The 22743-nt window shown below is 69.9% G+C and carries 19 protein-coding genes, 1 rRNA gene and 2 pseudogenes; 15 read left to right on the top strand and 7 right to left on the bottom strand.

The features are described 5' to 3' along the window. Positions 1-7 precede the first annotated feature (7 nt). Positions 8-124, top strand: a 5S ribosomal RNA gene (gene rrf / locus ACYVF7_RS24550). Between the two features lie 217 nt (positions 125-341). On the opposite strand, the gene ACYVF7_RS24555 is transcribed toward rrf, so the two are convergent. Further along, a complete protein-coding gene (locus tag ACYVF7_RS24555) occupies positions 342-1148 on the bottom strand; it encodes an SAM-dependent methyltransferase (RefSeq protein ID WP_460345017.1) in 807 nt (268 codons plus the stop codon). A gap of 252 nt (positions 1149-1400) precedes the next feature. After that, positions 1401-2012 carry a hypothetical protein gene (locus ACYVF7_RS24560; protein WP_460345020.1) on the bottom strand — a complete coding sequence of 204 codons (612 nt, stop codon included), beginning with the start codon at positions 2010-2012 and terminating at the stop codon, positions 1401-1403. 172 nt (positions 2013-2184) lie between these two features. Here ACYVF7_RS24560 and ACYVF7_RS24565 point away from each other — a divergent pair, with 172 nt between their 5' ends. From ACYVF7_RS24565 to ACYVF7_RS24620, 12 genes and pseudogenes are all read left to right on the top strand, one after another. Continuing rightward, complete coding sequence (locus ACYVF7_RS24565) at positions 2185-3171, top strand: phosphotransferase family protein (RefSeq protein ID WP_460345023.1); 987 nt, start codon at positions 2185-2187, stop codon at positions 3169-3171. Between the two features lie 176 nt (positions 3172-3347). Next, complete coding sequence (locus tag ACYVF7_RS24570) at positions 3348-3575, top strand: hypothetical protein (RefSeq protein WP_460345026.1); 228 nt, start codon at positions 3348-3350, stop codon at positions 3573-3575. Between the two features lie 54 nt (positions 3576-3629). Continuing rightward, entirely contained in the window at positions 3630-5321 is a 1692-nt protein-coding gene (gene frdA / locus ACYVF7_RS24575) for a fumarate reductase (quinol) flavoprotein subunit (RefSeq protein WP_460358087.1), read from the top strand. 6 nt (positions 5322-5327) lie between these two features. Beyond that, positions 5328-6068: a succinate dehydrogenase/fumarate reductase iron-sulfur subunit gene (locus tag ACYVF7_RS24580; protein ID WP_460345029.1), complete on the top strand. Its 741-nt coding sequence runs from the start codon at positions 5328-5330 to the stop codon at positions 6066-6068. Beyond that, positions 6065-6478 (top strand): hypothetical protein, encoded by a 414-nt coding sequence (locus tag ACYVF7_RS24585; protein ID WP_460345032.1) that lies wholly within the window; start codon positions 6065-6067, stop codon positions 6476-6478. The genes ACYVF7_RS24580 and ACYVF7_RS24585 overlap by 4 nt, the downstream gene beginning before the upstream one ends. A 4-nt stretch (positions 6479-6482) precedes the next feature. Next, positions 6483-6839, top strand: a complete 357-nt coding sequence (gene frdD / locus ACYVF7_RS24590; protein WP_460345035.1) for a fumarate reductase subunit FrdD — start codon at positions 6483-6485, stop codon at positions 6837-6839. 74 nt (positions 6840-6913) lie between these two features. After that, positions 6914-7264, top strand: a pseudogene (locus tag ACYVF7_RS24595) (ADP-ribosylation/crystallin J1); the annotation flags it as partial. 792 nt (positions 7265-8056) lie between these two features. Further along, positions 8057-8695: a HEAT repeat domain-containing protein gene (locus ACYVF7_RS24600; protein WP_460358090.1), complete on the top strand. Its 639-nt coding sequence runs from the start codon at positions 8057-8059 to the stop codon at positions 8693-8695. Between the two features lie 198 nt (positions 8696-8893). Then, on the top strand, positions 8894-10663 hold the full coding sequence (locus ACYVF7_RS24605) for a GMC oxidoreductase (protein WP_460345038.1): 1770 nt from the start codon (positions 8894-8896) through the stop codon (positions 10661-10663). Further along, positions 10660-10848, top strand: a pseudogene (locus tag ACYVF7_RS24610) (patatin-like phospholipase family protein); the annotation flags it as partial. The gene ACYVF7_RS24605 and the pseudogene ACYVF7_RS24610, both read left to right, overlap by 4 nt. A gap of 18 nt (positions 10849-10866) precedes the next feature. Then, positions 10867-12165 carry a patatin-like phospholipase family protein gene (locus ACYVF7_RS24615; protein ID WP_460358634.1) on the top strand — a complete coding sequence of 433 codons (1299 nt, stop codon included), beginning with the start codon at positions 10867-10869 and terminating at the stop codon, positions 12163-12165. After that, on the top strand, positions 12162-13163 hold the full coding sequence (locus tag ACYVF7_RS24620) for a hypothetical protein (RefSeq protein WP_460345040.1): 1002 nt from the start codon (positions 12162-12164) through the stop codon (positions 13161-13163). Before ACYVF7_RS24615 ends, ACYVF7_RS24620 begins: the two co-directional genes overlap by 4 nt. Positions 13164-13229: 66 nt before the next feature. Here ACYVF7_RS24620 and ACYVF7_RS24625 read toward each other — a convergent pair whose 3' ends face one another. The 4 genes from ACYVF7_RS24625 to ACYVF7_RS24640 all read right to left on the bottom strand — a co-directional run bounded on the left by ACYVF7_RS24625 (position 13230) and on the right by ACYVF7_RS24640 (position 19045). Next, entirely contained in the window at positions 13230-13955 is a 726-nt protein-coding gene (locus ACYVF7_RS24625; RefSeq protein WP_460345043.1) for an alpha/beta fold hydrolase, read from the bottom strand. 97 nt (positions 13956-14052) lie between these two features. Further along, positions 14053-15054 carry an alpha/beta hydrolase gene (locus ACYVF7_RS24630; protein WP_460345046.1) on the bottom strand — a complete coding sequence of 334 codons (1002 nt, stop codon included), beginning with the start codon at positions 15052-15054 and terminating at the stop codon, positions 14053-14055. A 94-nt stretch (positions 15055-15148) separates the two neighbouring features. After that, positions 15149-16147, bottom strand: a complete 999-nt coding sequence (locus ACYVF7_RS24635; protein ID WP_460345049.1) for an alpha/beta hydrolase — start codon at positions 16145-16147, stop codon at positions 15149-15151. 27 nt (positions 16148-16174) lie between these two features. Next, positions 16175-19045 (bottom strand): ATP-binding protein, encoded by a 2871-nt coding sequence (locus ACYVF7_RS24640; protein ID WP_460345052.1) that lies wholly within the window; start codon positions 19043-19045, stop codon positions 16175-16177. Positions 19046-19416: 371 nt separating this feature from the next. Between ACYVF7_RS24640 and ACYVF7_RS24645 the strand changes: the two genes are divergently transcribed. Together ACYVF7_RS24645 and ACYVF7_RS24650 are read left to right on the top strand one after the other, a co-directional pair. Continuing rightward, entirely contained in the window at positions 19417-19998 is a 582-nt protein-coding gene (locus tag ACYVF7_RS24645; protein WP_460345055.1) for a hypothetical protein, read from the top strand. Positions 19999-20198: 200 nt separating this feature from the next. Continuing rightward, the gene (locus ACYVF7_RS24650; RefSeq protein WP_460345058.1) at positions 20199-20522 is read left to right on the top strand and encodes a hypothetical protein; all 324 of its coding nucleotides are present in this window, start codon (positions 20199-20201) and stop codon (positions 20520-20522) included. A gap of 121 nt (positions 20523-20643) precedes the next feature. On the opposite strand, the gene ACYVF7_RS24655 is transcribed toward ACYVF7_RS24650, so the two are convergent. After that, complete coding sequence (locus ACYVF7_RS24655) at positions 20644-22518, bottom strand: alkaline phosphatase family protein (protein ID WP_460345061.1); 1875 nt, start codon at positions 22516-22518, stop codon at positions 20644-20646. Positions 22519-22743: the final 225 nt, after the last annotated feature.

Raw genomic sequence — 22743 nt, forward strand, 5'->3', positions numbered from 1 at the left:
AAGGCGTTTCGGTGGTTTTGGCGAAGGGGAAACACCCGGTCCCATTCCGAACCCGGAAGTTAAGCCCTTCAGCGCCGATGGTACTGCACTGGAGACGGTGTGGGAGAGTAGGACACCGCCGGACATTCACATATATCAGGAAAGCCCGCCAGGCCACACGCCGGCGGGCTTTCCTGCGTTTTAACCGCAGTTCTCGACAGGGCTCACCGACTCAGGAAGTGGTCTTGTGCCCGAGTGCGCGCAGGCCCGAGTCGAAACTGTGCAGCGCCGCGCCGACCGCCGCCGCGACGGTGACCTCGAAGATCTGGTCCTCGGTGGTTCGGGCGCGGCGACGGGCGCGCCTATCGCTTGACCGCGACGCCGGCGTAGCCCCACTGCTCGTCGGCGCCGTGGGGAAGGAAACCGGGCGCGTCGGGTCGCCAGAGGGACTTGGTCGTCACCCCGGGTTCGAGAAGTTCGAAACCGTCGAAGAAGCGGAGCACGTCGTCGTATCGCCGGAACACCATCCGGGCGTTCGTCTGATCCCGGTAAACCTCGGCGGCGGCGGATGTCGCCTCGCGATGATAGTCGCCGGTGACGTGGGAAATGGCGAGATGGCTGCCGGTCGGCAGGGCGTCACGAAGCCGTGCCACGACCGCCCACGGATTCTCCTCATCGGGGATGAAATGCAGAACCGCGATCAGCAGCAGGGCCACCGGCCGCGTGAAGTCCAGGAATGTATGGGCGATTTCCAGGATTTTCCCCGGGTGGCGCAGGTCGGCCTGCACCGCGTGAACTCTTTCGTCGTCGCTGAGCAGCGCGCGGCCATGCGTCACGACCATCGGGTCGTTGTCGATGTAGACGACCCGGGCCTCGGGTGCCACCGCCTGTGCCACCGTGTGGACGTTGCCCTGTGTGGGCAGGCCGGCGCCGATGTCGAGGAACTGTCTCATCCCGGCCTCGCCGGCCAGGAAGCGCACCGCGCGGTTAAGGTAGCGGCGGTTCTCCCGGACCATGAACGGCATGTCGGGAAGGGCGGCGATGACGTTGTCGGCAGCCTGCCGGTCGATCGCGAAGTTGTCCTTGCCACCCAGGAAGTAGTCGTACATCCGGGCGACGCTGGGAACCGTCGTGTCGACGCCGGAGGGTACCCGGTGCCCTTGTGCCACGAGACTTCCTTTCCAGCCCTTCCGACGGCGGCACGATCGCCGTGAGGGAGTGCCAAGCTTAGCGCCAAATGCACGGAGAACCTGCGGTAGCTCCGGAATATCCTATTGGCTGGTCTCGCGCTCTTCCGAAAATGCGGACACGTCCGGATTGTGGTCCAGCCATAATCGGCGTCGACATCGACTGGGCCGGGCCGAGACGTCGTCTCGGCCCGGCCCGTCGCCACCTCGTCGCGCCGCGAGGCGCGGCCGCGTTCAGCTCTGCGTGCAGGGCGGTGGGTCGGCCGGCGGCACGGCGTCCTTGGGGATCGCGGGAAGGTCGGCGTGCTTCACCGTGTACCCCTTGCCGGAGTCGTACGTCGTGAACGGCGCGGGTGCCAGGCCCATGCGCAGGCAGCGCCCGTCGACGGCGCCCCAGGAGAAGCCCATCCGGTCGTACCGGTGGCCGCGCGGGTCGGCGTAGACGCTGAAGGCCATGCGCGTGCCGTCCGCCTCGCCGATGACGCCCTTGCTGGTCCCGGACACGACGGCGACCGGGCCCGCGGTCATCAGGTAGTCGACCTTCACTGTGCCCCAGTAGTGCCGTACGACGCCGTTCGAGTCCGGAATGGGGTGATCGAACCGTACGGTGCCGTGCGCGGCGCCCATAATCATCTTCTTGCCGTCGAACCGAAACGCGTTGCCGTGCGCGTCGAAGATGAACCGGCGGAGGGGGTTCTCCGGGTCGAGCGGGAATCTCACCCAGGCGTCACCGGTGACGTGACCTTCCTTAGGGGACGCTGGGGCGGCGTGCGCCGCCGTGGCGCCGGTCAGCAGGACGATGCCGCCGATCCCGGCCGCGGCGACCCGGGCGTACAGATGTGCCATTTACGGCTCCTCGAGGGCGTACGGGCCGTGTTGCCCGTGTCTCGAAACTCGCAGAATGCGCGGTCACCGGCCTCACCCGGACGATCGAGCGCGCTGGCCCGCCGGTGGAGGCCCGATTCCCCCGCCCGGGGGAGCCTGGACGATCAGTAGGCGTGGCCGCACAATCGGGGCCGTGAACAGTAGGACGAAACGGCGCCTGTCCGATGCGGAGCTGGACGTGCTGGCCCGGCGGGCCCTCGGCGCGGGCGTGACGGCGTCGACCGAGCTGACGGACGGATTCGCCAACGCGGTGTGGAGGCTCGCCCTCGACGACGGCCGCGAGGTCGTGCTCAAGCTGGCCCCGCCTCCAGAGCTGGAGCAGCTCAGCTACGAGCGCAACCTCCTGCGCATGGAGGCCGAGGCCCACGGGCTCGCCGCGGCGGCGGGCGTACCGGTGCCGACGCTGCTGGGCGCGGTGTTCGACGACCCGGTGCTCGGCGGGGACCATCTGCTGTTCGGCGCGCTCGACGGCGTCTCGTGGAACACCGTCAAGCCGGCCGAGGAGGACGCGCTCCGCCGCGAGCTCGGCCGGTATCTCGCCCGGCTGCACACGGTCACCGGAGACGTCTTCGGCTACCCGTACGCGGGGATCACCGGCGCCACGTGGCGGGAAGCATATCTCGCGATGGCCGGGGCCCTGCTCGCCGACGTCGATCGATACCCGACGCCCTTGCCGCTGCCGGCCGCGGAGATCGGCGCGGTGCTCACCGCCGCCTCGCCCGTCCTGGACGAGGTGGTGACGCCGCGCCTGGTGCACTTCGACGTGTGGGCGGGCAACGTCTTCCTCGACCTCGCCGCGACGCCGCGGATCCAGGCCATCATCGACCACGAACGCGCCTTCTGGGGCGACCCGCTGGCGGAGTTCGTCACGCCGACCGTCTTCAGCGATCTGCGTGAGGACGACCCGCTGGTGGCCGGCTATCGCGAGGTGACCCCGCTGGAGCTGACCCCGGCGGCCCACGTCCGGCTCGATCTCTACCGGGCGTACCTGTACCTGATCCTCCTGATCGAGAACGGACCCCGGCAGTACCCGGAGGAGGAGTACGCGCGCGTGCGCGACCTCGCCACCGTCTCGCTCACCCGGGTGCTCGACCGTCTCTCCGCCCGCCCCCGCGTCTAGAGCGGTTCAAGATCAGCAAAGCGTTGCGATGTTCCTGCTCTTCGTGCCGCCGGTCACGCCGGCCCTGCCAAGCCGTCTTCGCGAGCGAAGGTGCGACGGGCTCATTCCGCTCGGGCTCGGTCCGTGCGAGGCTGGTGGGTAGAAGTGGAGAGGCCAGAGCCCATTGGGGGTGGGTGATGGTTGGTACAAGCACGTCTTTCGAGCAGGCACACGCTCCGTGCGGCAGAGCCGTCGACGGGACGCGCCATCGCGAGGACGACGATCAGGGTCTGGTCATCGACGACCTGTTCTACGCGTGCGGCTGCCGCAGGACCCGCCATGAGTACCACGACGGCAGTGTGCGGAGCACGGTCGTCCGGCATGACGGGAGGGTACTGGCTGACGAGCTGGACGCCGGGGAATGAGCTCGATGGATCGCTCCCACGACGTGGTGATCATAGGCGGGGGAGGCGCCGGGCCTGCGGGCCGCCATCGCCGTCGCGGAGAGCGATCCTCGGCTCAGCGTGGGCGTCGTCTCCAAGGTCTATCCGATGCGCAGCCACACCGTGTCCGCCGAGGGCGGTGCCGCCGCAGTGATCCTTCCGGACGACAGCCTCGACGAGCACGCGTACGACACCGTGTCCGGCGGGGACTGGCTCTGCGACCAGGATGCCGTCGAGGCGTTCGTCGCGGAGGCACCACAGGAGCTGTTCCGCCTGGAGCACTGGGGCTGCCCGTGGAGCCGCGAACCCGACGGGCACATCGCGGTACGGCCCTTCGGCGGGATGAAGAAGATGCGCACCTGGTTCGCCGCCGACAAGACCGGCTTTCATCTCCTGCACACCCTGTTCCAGACGACGCTGCGGTACGAGCAGGTCGTTCGCTACGACGAATGGTTCGTGACCAGGCTGATCGTCGACGACGGGCGAGTACACGGGGTCGTCGCGATCGAGCTGATGTCGGGCCGGATCGCGGCCATCGGCGCCAAGGCAGTGATCTTGTGTGCCGGCGGGTGCGGAAGGGTCTACCCCTTCACCACGAACGCCAACATCAAGACCGGTGACGCCATGGCCCTGGCCCTCCGCGCGGGCGCTCCACTCAAGGACATGGAGTTCGTGCAGTATCACCCGACGGGCCTGCCGTTCACCGGCATCCTCATCACGGAGGCGGCGCGGGCCGAGGGCGGCTGGCTGATCAACAAGGATGGTTACCGCTATTTGCAGGACTACGACCTGGGCGTGCCCGCGCCGGGGCCGGTGTTGCGCAGCATGGAACTCGGCCCGCGTGACCGGTTGTCGCAGGCCTTCGTGCACGAGGTCGAGAAAGGCCGGACCACCGACACTCCGTACGGGCCGGTCGTCCACCTCGACCTGCGCCACCTGGGCCGGACGACGATCGATACGAAGCTTCCCTTCGTACGGGAGCTCTGCCGGGAGTACGAACGCATCGACCCGGTCGAGGATCTGATCCCGGTCCGGCCGGTGGTCCACTACATGATGGGCGGGGTCCATACCGACGTCGACGGCGCCACCGCTGTGGAGGGGCTGTACGCGGCCGGTGAGGTCGCGTGCGTCAGCATCAACGGCGCCAACCGGCTCGGTTCGAACTCGCTCCCCGAGCTTCTCGTGTTCGGCCGGCGCGCTGGCCAGGCCGCCGCGGCCTACGCCTCCGGTGTGGACGGTCCCGGCCCGGCCGTGCGGGCGCAGGCGGACGACGAAAGGCACCGACTGGAACACGACCTGTTGTGCAGGACCGACGGGCACGAACACGTGTCCGCTCTCCGCAAGGAGATGCAGGATCTGATGGAGGGCAGCGCCGGGATCTACCGCACCGGCGACTCGCTGGCCAAGGCCGCCGGCACACTGCGCGAGTTGCGTGAGCGGTTCCGTGACATCGCACTCGGCGATCACAGCAGGACGTTCAACACCCAGCTGACCGCCGCTCTGGAGCTCTCTTTCATGCTGGACGTGGCCGAAGCCATTGTCGCTTGCGCGCTGCGGCGCGAGGAGTCACGGGGAGCCCATCAACGCACGGATTTCCCCGCCAGAGACGATCAGCGCTTCCTGGCCCATTCGTTGATCTACCGCGATCCCGGCGGCTCGTACCGGGTGGAGTACCTGCCCGTAACGATCACCCGCTGGCCGCCCGGGGAACGCGTTTATGGGAGGTGACACCTCGTGCCGGACCACATCACGCTTCGGGTGACGCGCTACCGGCCTGAAGAGGACACCGAGCCCGGGATTCAGGACTACGAGGTCCCGCTGCGTGAGGAGTGGGCGGTCCTCGATGGCCTGAACCATGTCAAGGACCATCTGGACGAGACCCTTTCGTACCGCTGGTCGTGCCGGATGGGGATCTGCGGCAGTTGCGGAATGACGGTCAACGGTGAGCCCAAACTCAGCTGCGCCGCCTTCCTGGCCGACTACGCCCCAGGGCCGGTCCGCGTCGAACCGCTCGCCAACTTCCCGATAATCCGCGATCTCGTCGTGGAAATCGGCGACTTCATGCGCAAACTGGCGAAGGTCAAGCCCTGGATCATCGGGGAGGACACAGTGGTCGGCCGAGATGAGCACCTACAGACGCCGGCGGAGATGGAGGAGTATCAGCAGTTCAGCATGTGCATCAACTGCATGCTCTGCTACGCCGCCTGCCCGGTCTACGGCCTCGACCCGCAGTTCATCGGGCCGGCGGCCATCGCCCTCGCCCAGCGCTACAACCTCGACTCGCGTGACCATGGTGCCGCCGAACGGCTGGACGTCCTGTCTCAGCACGACGGGATCTGGGGCTGCACTTTCGTCGGTGAGTGCACCCGGGCGTGCCCGAAGGGCGTCGATCCCGCCGGCGCCATTCAGCGGTACAAGCTGACGGCGGCAACGGAGTCGCTCAAGAAGTTCCTGTTGCCCCGGGGGGCCCGATGAACGATCGACCGGTCTACACGGAGTTCCATCCCCGCTGGTATCGGCCGCGGATGTCGACCTACTGGTGGTTGCGGCGGCGCTCGTACCTCGCCTTCATCCTCCGGGAACTGAGCAGCGTCTTCGTCGCGTGGTTCGTGCTTTACCTGCTGCTGCTCATCAACGCGGTGGGCCAGGGCGCCACGGCGTACCAGCGCTTTTTGGACTGGTCGGCGGCACCATGGGTGCTGGCGGTGAACCTGATGGCCTTCGTGTTCATCGCCTTCCACGCCGTCACCTGGTTCAACCTGGCTCCCCAGGCGATGGTGGTCCGGGTGAGGGGCAGACGGGTTCCGCGCCGCCGGATCGTGGCGTCGATCCATCTCGGCTGGATAGTGCTGTCAGCACTGGTGATCTGGCTCGTCATGGGGTGATGAGATGGCGAGAAGGCGATCTCCCGAGCCGTATCTGTGGCTGCTCTTCAGCGCTGGAGGCGTGCTGTCCGCACTGCTGATGCCGATCCTGGTGCTGTTGTTCGGCGTCGTGATCCCGCTGGGATGGATCTCACCTCCTGGTCATGAAGACCTGCTCGGGCTGCTCCGCAACCCGATCACCCGGATCGTGCTCTTCGCCCTCTGCACTCTCTCGCTGTGCCATTGGGCGCACCGTTTCCGCTACACCCTCTACGACGGACTGCAGATCAAGCATCTGAACGAGCTGATCAACGTGGCCTGCTACGGAGCAGCGATCATCGGATCGGCCATGGCGGGATATCTGCTGTTCGTCTCCCTGTGAACGTCCGGATATTCAGTGGGCAACGCTCTCAAAGGCCGAGACACTGGGTTTCCGGTGATCCAGGGGAGAAACGCGTGCGTTCCGGTGGGCAGGCGACGTTGACGCTGTGGCGTCCGGTGGGGCCGGCGGAGCTGGCGTTGGTGCGTGCGTCGGGGTGGCGGGAATGGCCACCGCGACTGCCCGATCAACCGATCTTCTATCCCGTCCTGAACGAGGCGTACGCGGTCAAGATCGCCCGGGACTGGAACGTCCCAGCGTCGGGTGCTGGTTTCGTGACGCGGTTCGAGGTCGACGCGGACTTCGCGCGGCGTTATCCGGTGCGGCGAGCGGGTGGCCGGACCATCACGGAGCTGTGGGTGCCGGCCGAGGAACTGGCGGAGTTCAACACCCATCTGGCCGGCCCGATCGAGGTGGTCCGGGAGTTCCACGCCCCCGGCTACGGGCCGTTCGCCGTCCGGGTCGCCGAGGCCGCCGCGGGCAGGGAGTCCGCGTACGACGTGATGACGATGCTGTCGGTGGCCGGTGCCGACACCTGGATCGGACTGGACCGGGCGTTCCGCACCCCCGCCCTGACGTACGGCGGCGATACGGCCACGACGCTGAAGGACGAGCGGCTGTCGGCACTGGTCGCGGCCTGTTCCCGGGACGGCCGCCGAAGAGAGGCCGCGCTGGCGAGTGCGGTCTTTCGTACGGAGGGGTTCCTGCTGCCCGCCCTGGTGTTGCGGACCGGGGACTGGGTGCCTCAGGTTCGTGAGCAGGCGTGGCGGTCCTTGGCGGCCGCGTTGCGGGCTGCGGACGGACCCGCGCTGGTAATGGCCGCCGGTGTCGCGGTGGCGATGGGATCGTGGGCGCGCGGTGGCCGTGCGCTGGAGACGCTGATGGCGGCGCTGCGTTCGGCTCCAGTGGAGACCCTGGCGGCGGCTCGCGTTCACCGGGACCTCGGGCTGCGGCGTGCGGCGTACGACGTGTGGCTGGAGTCGGGCCGTGGCCGGCACCAGGAGGTCCTGGACGCCGCGCTGAGCGAACCCGACCCCATCTGCCGGGTCCGGTGCGCGGAGCGGCTCGTGACCGAGGCCGTACGAGACGAGCGCCCCGACGTGCTGGAGCGGCTGCTGGAGGAGGGGAGTGCGAAGGTCAGGGTCGAGGCTCTTACCGCGCTGGTGAAGATCGGCCGCCCTCAGGCCGGTGCGGCTCACCTCGCGGACCGGTCGGCCATGATGCGCGCCACCGCGCAGTGGGCCGTCCGCCGTACGGGTCGTGAGCCTGCCGCGCTCTACCGCCAGGCCCTGACCGCGGACTCGGCGCCCGGCCGGATCCGCGCGCTCGTCACCGGGCTGGGCGAATGCGGCACCCTCCATGACGTGGAGGTCCTGCTGCCCTTCCTGGAGCACCCGAGTCCCAGGGTGCGGGCCGAAGCGGTGCGCGCCGTCCGGCGTTTGGGCGGATCGCTCACCCGGATCGCGGGCATGCTCGCCGATCCCGCCCCGGTGGTCGTGCGTGCCGCCTACGCGGCGCTGAATGCCGAACCCGACGCCGTGCCGGCCGCGCAGCTGTGGGAATGGCTGTCCGCCGACGCGCCGCGTCACGTACGGCTGGGAGCCTATAAGCGGCTGCGCGCCTCGGACACGTGGACCCGCGTGCACGTCGACCTGCACCTGATCGCCGCCCGTGACACCGACCTCGGTGACCAAGCGCGCGCCGATCTGATCGCCTGGCCGCGAGGCGACGCCGCGACCGCTCACCGCATGCCGCCGGAGAAGCTGCTGCCGAAGCTTGAATCGCTGCTGGACACGGCCGAACCCGTGGTCGGAGCCGAGCAGGCCCATCGACTGCGCTGGCATCTCGGCATCGGCTGATCGGGCGACGACGAGGCCAATTCCAGACGTCGCCTCGTCCGGTCAGCCCTTCCCAATTTTCCCTCAAGACTCCCTATGTCCGGATGAATCACTGCCAAAGGGTGGAATGTCAATGAATGTCCGACGGGCGCCCGGCAAAAGGCCGCCGACCAGGGCACCTCCCGGGGCCTTTCGCCGCCGACGTCAGGGGGATGCGGGATGGCGGGAGACAAGGAAGAGCACGTCGATGCGGTGATAGTCGGCTCCGGGTTCGGCGGGTCGGTCGCCGCCTACCGGCTTGCCGCGGCGGGCCTGCGGGTCGTCGTCCTGGAACGTGGGCGGGCCTACCCGCCGGGGTCGTTCCCGCGCGCTCCCCACGAGTTGGCCCGGGCGCTGTGGGACCCGAGCGAGGGGTTGCTCGGGCTTTTCGACGTCTGGTCTTTTGGCGGATTCTCCGGTGTGGTCGCGAGTGGCCTGGGGGGCGGCTCGCTCATCTATGCCAGCGTATTGCTGCGTAAAGATGAGAAATGGTTCGTTGATGAGGACCCCAACGGCGAGTACCGTCCGTGGCCGGTCACCCGCGCCGACCTCGACCCGCATTATGCGGAGGTCGAGCGGATGCTCGGCGCGCAGCGGTTCCCGTTGGACGCGCCGGGATATGAGGTCTCGGGCAAGACCCAGGCGATGCGGGAGGCGGCGACACACCTGGGGCTGGAGTGGCGACTGCCGCCACTGGCCGTGACGTTCTCGGCGAACGGCCGGACGGAGCCCGGCGTGGCGATCCCCGATCCGCCGTACGGCAACATCCACGACCGCCGGCGCACCACGTGCCGTCTGGTCGGCGAATGCGACATCGGATGCCAGAGCGGCAGCAAGAACACCCTCGACCACACGTACCTGTCGGCGGCCGTCGCTCACGGCGCCGAGATTCGTACCGGGAGCGAGGTCGTGTCCTTCGAGCCGACCCGGCGCGGCTGGGCGGTCCGGTACGTGACGCACCTGAAGGAGCACGAGGGCCGGCGGATCAAGACCGATTCCCTTCCCCGGACGACCATCACCTGCGACCGGCTCCTGCTGGCCGCCGGAACCTTCGGGACGACCTACCTGTTGCTCCGCAATCAGGCCGCTCTGCCCGGGGTGAGCCGGCTGCTGGGGCACCGCTTCTGCGGCAATGGTGACCTGCTGGGTTTCGTCGTGGGCGCCCGGGACGAGAACGGGAGGGCACGGCATCTGGGGAGTTCCGCCGCGCCCGTCATCACCAGCGCGATCCGCGTCCCCGATGCCCTTGATGGCGGTGCCGGCCGCGGATATTACGTCGAGGACGCCGGATATCCCGGTTTCGCGGACTGGCTGATCGAAGGCTCCGACGTGCCAGGGATCACCGCTCGGGTCCTCGACTTCGCCCGTACGTGGGTGCTGGCGCGGTTGACGCGCAACCCGAAGGCGGAGATCTCCGCTCGCGTGTCACGGGTGCTGGGATCCGGTGGCCGTTCGGCGGGCGCGACCGCACTGCTCGGCATGGGACGGGACACCCCCGACGGGGTCGCCCGGCTCCGCGACGGGCGCTGGTTGGAGATCGACTGGACGACGCGGACGTCGCGAGAGTACTTCGACCGGGTCTCGGCCACGATGCGGCAGCTCGCGCAGCACTTCGGGGGCCGGTTCGAACCGAACCCGCTGTCGTGGCTCGATCGCGTGGTGACGGTGCACCCACTCGGCGGCGCGCCGATGGGCCACGCGATTCAGGACGGGGTCGTCGACTCCCACGGTGAGGTCTTCGGCCACCCTAGGCTGTTCGTCGTCGATGGCTCCGCGATGCCCGGGCCCGTGGGGGCCAATCCCTCGTTGACGATCGCGGCGTTCGCCGATCGGGCCGTGACGGCGATCCTTGAGGGCCGGACCGGCGGATCACGGCGGGCCAGGTCACCAGGGGCCAGAACATCGAGGGCCAGATCGTCCGGGGCCAGATCGTCCGGGGGCAGGTCATGACGGCGGGCAGACGCTCACTCATCCTCGCGGGCGGCGGGATGAAGGTGGCGTTCCAGGCCGGTGTCCTTCAGGTCTGGCTGGATGAGGCCGGGCTCACGTTCGACCACGTCGACGGCGCCAGTGGCGGCACGTTCAACCTCGCCATGTACTGCCAGGGCATGGCGGGGACGGAGATCGCGGACGCGTGGCGGCGAACGGATCCCGTGTCCGGCGCCGGTGTCGATCTCGCCTCGCTGGCGCACCGCGACGCTTTGCTCACCCTGGACCGATATCGCTCGGTGGTCTTTCCCGAGTGGGGACTGGACTGGTCGAAGATCACGGCGACGTCCAGGGAGGCCACGTTCAACGTGTGCGACTTCGGAAAGTACGCGCTTGAGGTCGTCGAGCCCGCGCGCATGTCGGAGGACCTGCTCGTCGCCTGCGTTTCCCTGCCGATGTGGTTCCCACCGGTTCGGATCGACGGACAGACCTATGTCGACGCCGTTTATCTCTCCGACGGCAACCTGGAAGAGGCGATCCGCCGCGGTGCCGACGAGATCTGGGTGATCTGGACGGTGAGCGAACGAGGCGAATGGAACCCCGGATTCACCAACATCTACTTCCAGATCATTGAGATCGCCGCGAATGGCCACTTCCATTGCATCGTGCAACGAATCCAGCAGAACAACACGGCGATCGCGGCGGGTCGTCCTGGTGAGTTCGGCAGACGAATCGAGCTGAAGATCCTCCGTGCCGAGGTTCCCGTCAACTACCTCCTCGACATCGGGAAGGACCGGCTGCACGAAGCGGTGAACCGCGGTGTCCAGACCGCCCGTGAATGGTGTTCCGCGGCAGGAGTCCCGCTAAGGCCGACGGTCCCGCGGCCGGAGCGCGAGCAACCCAGCTCACTGTCCTTCAGCGAAGTGATGAAAGGGGCGATCGGCCTCGGCGAGAGCGATTTCGAGGACGGCTATCGCAAGGGCCGGGACGAGCACACGCCGCTGCTGACGCAGTTGACGATCTCCATAGACGATATCGACGAATTCGTCACTCTCCCCGAACATGAGGCGGCGGTGAAAGGGTACGTCGAATGCGAGGCCCTCGGCGGCAGGTTGCCGGTCGAAACCGGCACCTTCAACCTGCTCGTCGACGAGGGAAAGCCCGAGAAAAAGCAGATGCGCTACCGGCTGTACCTCCGGAACGCCGCCGGCCGGCATTACACCCTGGTGGGCACGAAGATGGTGACAGACGACCCTGGAGCAGACCTCTGGAGCGACACCACGACGCTGTACACCAGGGTGCTGGACGGCCAGGTTCGACCCGCCGATGACGACCGCGCGACCGTCGTGGCCTCCGGGATCATCTCGGTCCACCTCCTGGACTTCCTGCACCAGCTCACGACGTTCCGCGCCGGCGGGCCGCCGGCCGCCCGGCCGGCCACCGTGGCCCGGTTCGGCGAACTGTTCCTCGGCAAGCTCTGGGACGTCTACGCACGACACGTACTCCCATGGGGGCCGCTGTGAGCAGCCGTCGTCTCGCCGTCACATTCCTGCACGGCATCGAGATCAGTGATCCCGCCTTCGCCGAGAAGGCGACCGACCTGCTCAAGCGGTCGTTCGAAGACCACGCCGGGGTGGCCGCCGACGAAGCCCTCGTCATCCGGCCGACGTTCTGGGCACCGGCGCTCCAGGAGATCGAGGACACCTTGTACGAGCGGTGCTTCGGGCCTCGGTCCCGCCGCCTCGACGAGTGGCTCACCCAGTGGGTGACGCGGATCAACGCGGGAAGCATCTCCGGACTCTGGCCGTTCCTCGCCACCGTCCCATGGCGCCGTCTGCCGTGGATCCCACGGCCGAACTACCCGGTGCCGCGATGGCTCGTGATCCAGTTCTTCGGCGACGCCATCGCCTACCAGATGACCCCAACGGACCGGCGGGTCTACGAAGGCATCCACGCGTACGTGGCGGACACGATGGGGGAGCTGGCACGAGAGGCGGGAGAAGACGCGCCGCTGTGCGTCATCGCGCACAGCCTCGGCACCGTCATCGCCAGCAACTACTTCTACGATCTTCAGACGCAGTACGGCGACGCCCCTCGCCCGCTCATCCCGCCCGCCGTGAACGCGCGTATCGGGCCGACGCCGTTGGAACGCGGAGAAACCCTCGCGTTCCTGTACACGCTCGGCAGCCCCTTGGCGCTGTGGGCGATGCGCTACCCGGACTTCGGAACGCCTCTCACCATGCCGTCACCGAAGCTGCGCGACCACCATCCGACGCTCACCGGCGAATGGATCAACTTCCAAGATCCCGATGACCTGGTGGCCTACCCCTTGCGTGCGCTGTCGCGGGAGTACGAGAAACAGGTGACCGAGGACCGCACGGTGTCCGTCGGCCCCTGGTGGCTGGGATGGACGCCGATGGCGCACTGGTGGTACTGGAACGACGAGACGGTCATCGACCCGATCGCCCGATCGCTGGCCGCGGCATGGCGCCAGGTGAACACCGCGCGCGAGGTCGGCTGATCCGCCATCGCCCGCCCCAAGCGTGCCGTCGGCCGGCCGACGGCACGCTGGCGGGTGAGCGGTGTGTCAGGCCGAGGTGGCCCGGACCGCCGTACGGATCAGGTCGGCCACGTCCTTCGGGCGGGAGACCGCGACGGCGTGCGAGGCGCCTTCGACCTCGACGATGGTCGCGCCCGCCCGCTCGGCGCCGAACCGTTCGACCTCGGGATTGATCGCCTGGTCGGCGGCCGCGACGAGCGCCCAGGAGGGCTTGGTCTTCCAGGCCGCCGTGGCCGCGGTCTCGGTGAACGCCCCGGCCGCGAGCGGCCGCTGCGCCACCGCGAGGACCTTGGTGACCTCGGCGGGGACGTCCGCGGCGAAGACCTCCGGGAAGGCCTCAGCGGCGATCGTGACCTCCACGGCGGGGTCGCGGCCCTCGACGGGGTAGGTCGCCTGCCGCAGGTTGTCGCCCAGCGGCGAGGCGGGGAAGCGTCCCTGCAGCTCGCCGAGGCTCTCTCCCTCTTCGGGCACGTACGCGGCGACGTAGACGAGGCCGACGACGTTCTCGGCCGCTCCGGCCACGGTGATGATCGCGCCGCCGTAAGAGTGGCCGACCAGCACGACGGGGCCGTCGATCTGGGCGGCCACGGAGGCGATGTACGCCGCGTCGGAGGCCAGGCCACGCAGCGGGTTGGGCGGAGCCACCACGGGAACGCCGTGCTCCTGGAGTTCGGCGATGACGCCGGACCAACTGGCGGCGTCGGCGAACGCGCCGTGCACGAGGACGACGGTGGGGGTGGTGTTCGCGGTCATGGGAAGGGCTCCTTGCAAGGGTTCTCGGCGCGGAAGCGCGCCGTCCAGAGTTCGATGCCGCCCGGCGGGAGGCGCCCGTGCCACGGGCGGCAGGTGGTCAGGAGTGCAGTGCCTCGTAGAGGAACTCGCCGGCCTGCTGCGTGGCCGCCGTCGCGGCGTGCGTGTCGCGCATCGCGTTGACCATGACGAAGTCGTGGATGATCCCCTGGTAGCGGACGGCGGTGACGGGGACGCCGGCGGCACGCAGCTTGGCGGCGTACGCCTCGCCCTCGTCGCGGAGCACGTCGGCCTCGGCCACGATGACCAGCGCCGGCGGCAGCCCGGCGAGCTCGTCCAGGCTCGCGCGCAGCGGCGACGCGGTGATCTCCGCGCGCTGGGCGGGGTCGGTCGTGTACTGGTCCCAGAACCACTTCATGCCGTCGCGGCTCAGGAAGTATCCGGTGGCGAACTGCTCGTAGGAGCCGGTGTCGAAGTTCGCGTCGGTGACGGGGTAGAACAGCAGCTGCGCGGCCAGCTTCGGGCCGCTCCGCCGCTTGGCCAGGATGGTGGTCGCCGCGGTCATGTTGCCGCCGACCGAGTCGCCGGCCACCGCGATGCGGGCCGGGTCGAGGCCGTGCTCGGCGCCCTGCTCGGAGATCCACTGCAGCGCGGCGTAGATCTCCTCGATCGCGGTGGGGTACTTCGCCTCCGGGGAGAGGCTGTAGTTCACGAAGACCGTCGCGGCCTGGGACCGTACGGTGAGCTCGCGGACGAGCCGGTCGTGGGTGTGGGCGTTGCCGAACACCCAGCCCGCGCCGTGGATGTACAGGACCACGGGCAGGGCGCCCTGGGCGCCGGCCGGGCGGAAGATCCGGATCGAGACCTCACCCGACGGTCCGCCGGAGATGGTGAGGTCCTCGACGTCGGCGTCCGGCGCGGGGACGTCGCCGTCCTGGACGGAGTCGACGGCCTTGCGCCCTTCGACCGGCCCGAGGTCGTACAGGAACGGCGGGTTCGCGGTCGCCTCGACGAACGCCTGTGCGGCCTCTTCGAGGACGGGCTTGATGGTGGACATACTGACCTCTTCCATGCGCATGCGCGCCGCCGGTGGGCGGCTCATGCCGCTCAGCCTCCCAACCCGCCCATTTCGGACGCATCAGTAAGTTGACGGTCCTCTTCAGCGGACCGCCGGCGTCAGTGCGGTAAGTCCAGCGTCAGCGCCGGGCGGCCAGGGCGTTCTCGAGGAAGAGGCCGCCCTGCCGGACGGCGGCCAGGGTCGGTGGGCTGTCCCGCAACGCGGTGAGTGACACGAAGTCGTGGACGGTGCCCAGGTACCGGACGGAGGTGACCGGCACGCCCGCCCGCAGCAGCCGGCGCGCGTACTGCTCGCCCTCGTCCCGTACGACGTCGGCCTCCGCCGAGACGATCAGGGCCGGCGGCAGCCCTCGGAGGTCCTCCGTCGTCGCCCGCAGCGGTGAGGCGGTGGGCTCGGCGAGTTCGTCCTCGTCGTCGGTGTACTGCTGCCAGTACCACTCCAGCGCCGCACGCGTCAGCGGGTAACCGGACGCGAATCGCCGCTGCGACGCGGTGTCGCAACGCGGATCGGTCATCGGGTAGTACAGCAGTTGCGCGCGGATGCGGGGGCCGCCGCGCTGCTTGGCCACCATCGTGAGCGCCGCGGCCATGGTCGCGCCCGCGCAGTCCCCGGCGACCGCCAGCCTCCGGCCGTCGAGTCCGAGGTCGGCGGCGTGCTCGGCCACCCAGGTCAGCACCGCGTACGACTCCTCGATCGCGACCGGGTACCGGGCCTCGGGGGTCCGGGTGTACTCCGGGACCACCAGCGCGGCGCCGCCGCGGGCGGCGAGCTCACCGATGATCCCGGCATGGGTCCGCCCGTCGCCGAGCATCCACCGGCCCCCGTGGACGTAGACGACGACCGGGAGGGGACCGGCCGGCCGGACCGGCCGGAACACCCAGAAGCCGGCGAGCCCGGACGGCCCCACCGGCGCCACGCGGAACACGGCCTCGACTCCGAGGTCGTCGTCGTGCGGGTGGCCCTGGGCCTCCAGCAGCGCCTGGCGGCCGTCGACCGGGCCGAGTTGGTGCAGGTACGGCGGTGCCGCCATGGCGTCGACGAGCTTCTGGACCAGCGGATCGAGGACGAGGGCCGGCCCCTCGGAAGCGCATCCGTCCTCGCCGGGCTCGATTCTCACGCGCTCACCTCTCGTTCGTCCGGCGGGTCACAGGTCGTCGAAGAGGCCGCGGAGCTGATGGCGGCTGCTCACGCCCAGCTTCGGATACACGTTGTACAGGTGCGAGCTGACCGTGCGCGGCGACAGCATGAGCTGCTCGGCGATCTCCCGGTTGCGCAGGCCCTGTGCTGCGAGCCGTACGATCTGCCGTTGCTGGGCGGTCAGTTCGGACAGCGGGTCGACCGTGGTGGGGGAGGCGGCGACGCCGCTCGCCCGCAGCTCACCCCGCGCCTCGTCGGCGAGACCGGCCGCGCCGAGCCGGGTGAACGACTCCAGCGCCGTCGCGAGGATCGGGCGGGCGTCCAGAGGCCGCCGTCTCCTGCGCAGCCACTGCGCGTAGTGCAGCCGGGCCAGCGCGCGGGCCAGGGGCCACTCGTCGCCGGCCGGGTTCACGACGGCGAGCCGGAAGTGGTGCTCGGTCTCCTTCGGGTCGCCGACGAGGGCGGCGGCGTGATGCAGCAGCAGCGTCATCCGGGTCGTCGGCCGGGGGCCGACGGCCTCCCGCACCGCGGTGACGACGGGCCCGACCTCCTCCTGCCGGCCCGTCCGCTGGGCCACCGCCGCCAGGTCGGCGATGGACCGAGGCGACAGGAAGTGGTGCAGGGGCGTGCCGTCCTCCCCGAACAGGAGGCGGAAGCGCCGGAACGCGTCGTCGAAGTCGCCGGCCGCCACGGCCGCGGTGCCCGCCGCCCGCAGCAGATACGCGTGGGTAGCGCGGTTCTCCTCCAGACCGACGGCGGTCCACGCGGGGTCCTCCGGCATCCCGCCGCGCGTCGGCTGCCCACGCAGCGCGCGCAGGGTGACCCGCAACGCCTCCACGTCGACCTCGACGTGCCGCCACTTATGCACGGCCGCGAGTGTGCCCGCCTCCTCCAGCAGCTCGTCGGCCTCCGCCCACCGCCCCGTGTCGATCAGCGCCGAGGCCATCGGCACGAGAGAGTGCGCGCTCACGCCCATCGAGCCGTACGCGCGGAGCACGTCGAACACCTGCCGGAAGGAGGTGACGCACAGGTCCGTCTCGTCGGCCAGCCAGGCGACCCCCGCCAGTCCGTGCAGCCGGGTGATCTCCGCCATGCCGGTCGCCGGGTGCGGAGGGTTCCGCCGCTGGAGCCGCCGCAGCAGGGAGGGGGCGTGGGCGGCCGGGTCGGCCTGGGCCACGACGATGGCGCTCACCGACTCGGCGGCGTCGGCCCCGGTCAGTTCGGTGTAGGGCGTCGCGGCGTCTCCGAACTCGACCCCGTCGAGAAGGTGGGTGAGCGGCCGCCTCATCTCCGGCAGCCCCGACTGGTACGCGACCGCGCTGACCACGGCGGCCAGGGCGAGCGTCGTACGGCCGTCCGTCGGCGGACGGTGCTCGAACGGCCGGATCATCAGCTGGAACGCCTCCCGCTGGCGGGCGAACAGCGACAGGGCCGTCCCGGCCCCGCACGCCGCGACGCCGAGCAGGTCCGGGTCCAGCGTCAGCGTCGTCACCTTGTCGTACAGCTCGCGGGCCCAAGACGGGTCGCCCGCGTTCTGCACGGCTCTGATCGCCTTGGCGTACCGCCGCGCCCGGTCCTCGGCCGCCGGGCTGCACTCGGCGGACCGTTCCAGAGCCCGTGCCGCCGCGAAGAAGCCGCCGCACCGCTCGGCGAGCTCCGCGGTCTCCTCCAAGGCGGCCGCGACGGACTCGTCCGGTCCGATGCGCGCGGCGGCCAGATGCCACGCCCGGCGTGCGGGATCGTGGTCGAGGGCGTTCGCGAGGTCGGCGTGCACCTGCTGCCGAAGATGGGCGGGGGCTCCGTGATAGGACCCCGCGCGTACGAGCGGATGCCGGAAGGCGACCCTGCCGCCCGCGATGGTGATGAGACCGGCGTTCTCCGCGGGCTCCCACATTTCGAGGTCGGACCCTGCCCCCGCTGCGGCCATGATGGTCTCCAGGTCCTCGTCGTCCGAGGACGCGGCCGCATAGACGATCAGCCGCTGGGTGGCGGCCGGCAGCGCCCGGAGCCGGGCCGCGAACATCTCCTGGATGCGCTGGGTCTGGGGCAGCCCGCCGCCGGGCAGCACCTGACCCTCGCGTACGGCGCGGCACAGTTCGATGATGGCCAGAGGGTTCCCTGCGGCCTGTTCCAGGACGTCGACCCGGGCCCGGCCGGTCGGCGGCTCCGGCTGGGCGTCCAGCAGGCGTGCGGCCGCCTGGCGGGTCAGCGGCCCCAGGGACAGCATGGGCAGGTCCGGGACGAGGCCGTCCGGGGCCGTGCGCCCGCGCGCCGCGATCAGCACCGTCACGGCCTCGGCCGCCAGGCGGCGCATCACGAAGCCCAGGACGTCGCGGGAGTCGCCGTCGACGTGCTGGACGTCGTCGACGATCAGCAGGACGGGCCGCCGACGGGAGACGCCGGTCAGGAGGTTCAGCACGCCGAGGCGGAGCAGCATCGGGTCGTGCGGCCGGGCGGCGGCGACCATCCCGAACGCCGTCTCGAGCGCCTCTCTCTGGTGCTCGGGGAGGTCGCCGATCTCGGACAGCAGGGGGACGAGCAACTGGTGGAGGGCGGCGAACGACTGCTCCGCCTCAGCCTCACACCCCCGCGCGGTCAGGACAAGGCCGCCGATCTCCCGCGCGTGGTCGGCCGCGGCCGTGAGCAGTGCGGTCTTCCCGCTGCCGGCCTCCCCGAGCAGCAGCACCGTCCGCGGTCCGCTCCGCCCCGCGTCGACCGCGTCGAGGACCTGGCCGATCTCGGTCCGCCGCCCCACCAACGACGCCGTCGGATCGGGACGGCGCGCGGCCCTCTGCCCCTCATCCAGGCGGTCGACACGCGCCTCCGCCAAGGAAGAGTCCCGGCCGATGGCGACAGTGCCGCCGATCGGTTCATCCATGTTGTGCCCCCGGTCGTACCAGTGCCCCGCATCTTCGACCGTTGCTCGGCGGCGCGTTCTGGCATGTCCCAGTATTGTGCCAGTTGAGGGCTTTGGGGTGTTTCAGGCAGGGTTCGGCGTACGGCCACGCGGACCAGGCGAGCGGCACGGCCTATTCGGATCGCGCGGGATCGGCTCTTACCGAAAAGCCACCGCGGAGGGCGCTCGGCTCTTTCGCCAGATCGCCGGATTTGGGGCGCGAATCCACGATGGGGGAACGGGTAATAATTTCCTTGTAGCGTGCCGACCGGGTGACCAAACGCCGGTGGAGGGTAGATCCATCGCACGGACTGTTCGCATCCAGAATAAACCAACGTGCAAAGGTGCGAAGAATGATCCAACGGGGCACCCTTGAAGTATCACCTTACAAGACCACCGCGCCACGTCTCGGTGCATATGCGGGGATCACCGTCATCATGGCAATGGCGTGGATCCCGGCGAACGCGTACGCTGCGCGGACGCCCGAGAGGGGCGCGGCGACACTCGTGACCGATCACACGGACAGTGGGAACGGCCGTCATAACCGCAGTGCCCTTTCAGTGAGAAGCCCCGTTCGCAACCACGGCTACCAGCACACCAATAACGGAAACGCCGGTGGTCTGAACAACGTCCAGAATGCGATGTGCGCACACGCGACCGTCTGTAATCTGACGCAGAAGGTGACCGTGGTCAGGCCCGAAAGGGCGAACCGTCCGGCCTTGCGGCGAATCGAACCCCCGATGCGGCAGACCGACACCTCCGCGCAGCCGCTCGACCCCCCGGCACGAGAGACCGACACCCCTGTGCCCATGCATCCGTTCCTGTACGTGGGCCCGTACGGGCTCATGCTCATGCCGGGATCGAGCGGCTCGTCCGGCTTCGGGTCGGCGGGACGGTCCGAGGCGCTCGAGTGCCTGAGAACCATGTTCCCGTGACCGCGGCGGGCGCTCAGCCACGCCGACACTCGGCAAAGCGGAGGTAACCATCTGCACTAAGAGCGCGGAGACCGCGGTTCACGGCCGGTAAACGGGTATGTAGCCGAGCGCACCGGATGTCCCGGCACGGTGCTTTCCACCGTGCCGCGTAATGACTCCATAGAGGCGTCAATAGGCCTTGCCCGGGAAAGGAAGCTCCAATGAAAGGAAGCACGACGAGCCGCCGCCTCGCCCTTCTCGGTCTCGGCATCTCCTTTCCGCTCGCCGCATCGATGAACATCGACGCGGACGCGGCCCAGATTCCCCAGCGGGTGCTGACCGCTGCTCCGGCCGGCGACAACAACCACGTCGCGAACGGCCGCCACAATGCTAGCTCTGTCACCATCCGCAGCCCGTCGTTCTTCCGCGGCGTACAGCTGGTCGGCGATGCGAACGTCCGTGCCATTACCAATACCAACAACGCTTTTTGTAAGAAGAGACGTCACTGCAAGATCCGCCAGCGGGCGGTCATCATTGCGCACTGAACCGGCCTCGCCGCCAGCCGTCCCGTGGCGTGAGTGAACCGGATCTGAGGGGCCTCGCCACGACGGCGATGTCTCGGGTTGCCGCACGGCCGCCGACAGCCTGCCGCCGTGCCGTTCGCGGTCAGCGGGCCGCCGGGGCGGACGTCCTGGGGGAGGGGCTCTGCGGGCCGAACGCGGTCAGGAACCGGTTCCGGAAAGCGTCCATCCGCCAGACCGGGGCGTGCGGGCCGGGCCGGAGGCCGTCCTGCCAGCCCCACCCGGAGATCCGGTCCAGTACGGCCTGGTCGCGGGCGACGATCGTGATCGGCACGTCCCGGTCGGCGCCCGGACCGGTGACGAGCGGAGTGGGCTGGTGGTCGCCGAGGAAGACGAGCACCAGGTTCTTGTCGCCGTAGGTCTCCACGTAGGAGATGAGGGTGTTCAGGGAGTACTCGATCGAGCCCCGGTACGCCGCGCGGATCCGGGACAGGTTGCGCCAGACGGCGTCCGGCCGGTCGCCGGCCGCGGCGATGGGGCCGAAGACGGATCCGTCGCCGACGCTCTTCCAGTCGACGAGCCGGGGCGTGGGCGCCCAGGGCGCGTGGCTCGAGACGAGCGGGAACTCCGCCATCACCGGGGCACGGTGCGGGGCAGCGAGCTCGGAGCGCTGGAGGACCGAGAGGGAGTACTGGTCCGGGGGAGTACCCCAGTTGAACGGCGGCCCGTGGTACCCCATGTTCCAGTGGTCGTAGATCCGTTCGTAGCCGTAGAACGACGAGCCCTCCGGCCAGGGGCGGGTGTTCCCCGGCTCCATCGCGACGGTCCGCCAGCCCGCGCGCCGGAAGGCCATGCTCAGGGTGAAGCGGCTCCCCTTGACGAGGGTGTCGTGGCGCTGCTGGTTGTCGACCCACAGTCCGGAGAGCAGCGTCGCGTGGGCCAGCCAGCTGCCGCCGCCCGCCGTCGGTGAGGTGAGGAAGGCGCTGCGCGCGCCGAACCCGGCCGCGGCCAGCCGGCGGGTCCCGGCGTCGAGGACCGCGTCGACCTGCGGCGCGTACGTCGGGTCCTCGACCGCGTCGCGGCCGTAACTCTCGACGAACGCCAGGATGACGTCCTTGCCGCGCAGCCCGGTCAGCAGGTTCCGGCCCGGGGCGGCGCGGAACGCATCGGCGGCCTCCTCACGGGCGAACGTCTTCCTGTCCCGCAGACCGGCGAGCACCTGCTGCGAATGGTCGTACGCGTGCCCCGCGACCGGCACACCCGGCACGATCCGTACGCCGAGGACGGCGAAGGCCACCCAGGCGACCGTGAGCACCGCGACGGCGCGGGTCGCGGCGAGCTTGTGGCGGACGAGCGCGCGGCTCAGGCGCAGCACCGACCTCGCCGCGAGCACGAGCAGGCCGGCGGCGAGCACCGCGATCGCCGCGACGGCGCCGATCGCACCGGCCCGCCCGGCCGACGTTCTGACGAACTCCAGGCCGGCCGAGAACAGGGGCCAGTCGTACGCCGGGTTGAACGGCCGGGCGAGAACCACCGAGAAACCCAGGTCGAGCAGCTTCACGATGGCGAGCAGACCGACGGCGACCCCCAGGAGCGCCGCAACCACCCGCCGCGCCCGCGCCGGCAGGACGAGGACGAGGGCGGTGCCGACGAGTCCCTCGATCGGGATGCGGACGAACGCAGCGGGCGTCAGGCGACCGAAGTCATCCGGGATCAGGAGGGCCGACACGACGAACAGGCAGGCCAGCGCGGTGACCACCCGGCCGGCGACGGGGTGCGCCGCCCGCCGGCGCGCGCCGGCCTTCTCCGCCGCCGTTCTGGTCACCGGCGGCAGGGCCGCCGTCGTCCTCAGCGGACTCCTGCGCCGGAGGCTCGCCCGCGTTTTCGGCGTCCCGGCGATCCGTGTCGTCACCGGCGCCCAGGCGGTCCGTGTCGTCACCGGCGTCCGGGCCGTCTGGGTCGTCACCGGCGTCCGGGCCGTCCGTGTCGCCACCGGCGCCCAGGCGGTGCGTGTCGTCACCGGGCTCCGGGCGGCCGGTGGCGGGGTCAACGACGGGGTCGACCGGCGGGTTCGGGGAAGCGTCGCCTGGTGCCGGACGGCCGTCCGGTGCGGGGCGTCCGTCCGTGGCCGCCCGGACCTGTGCCGTAGACCGGCGGAAACGCGTGAAGAACGACACTCCACAGCTCCTCAGTGGGGAGTCCGGTGACATCGGGCATCGGCGCCGGCCCGTACCGGGCGTCGGAC

Source organism: Actinoallomurus acanthiterrae (genome assembly GCF_054775715.1).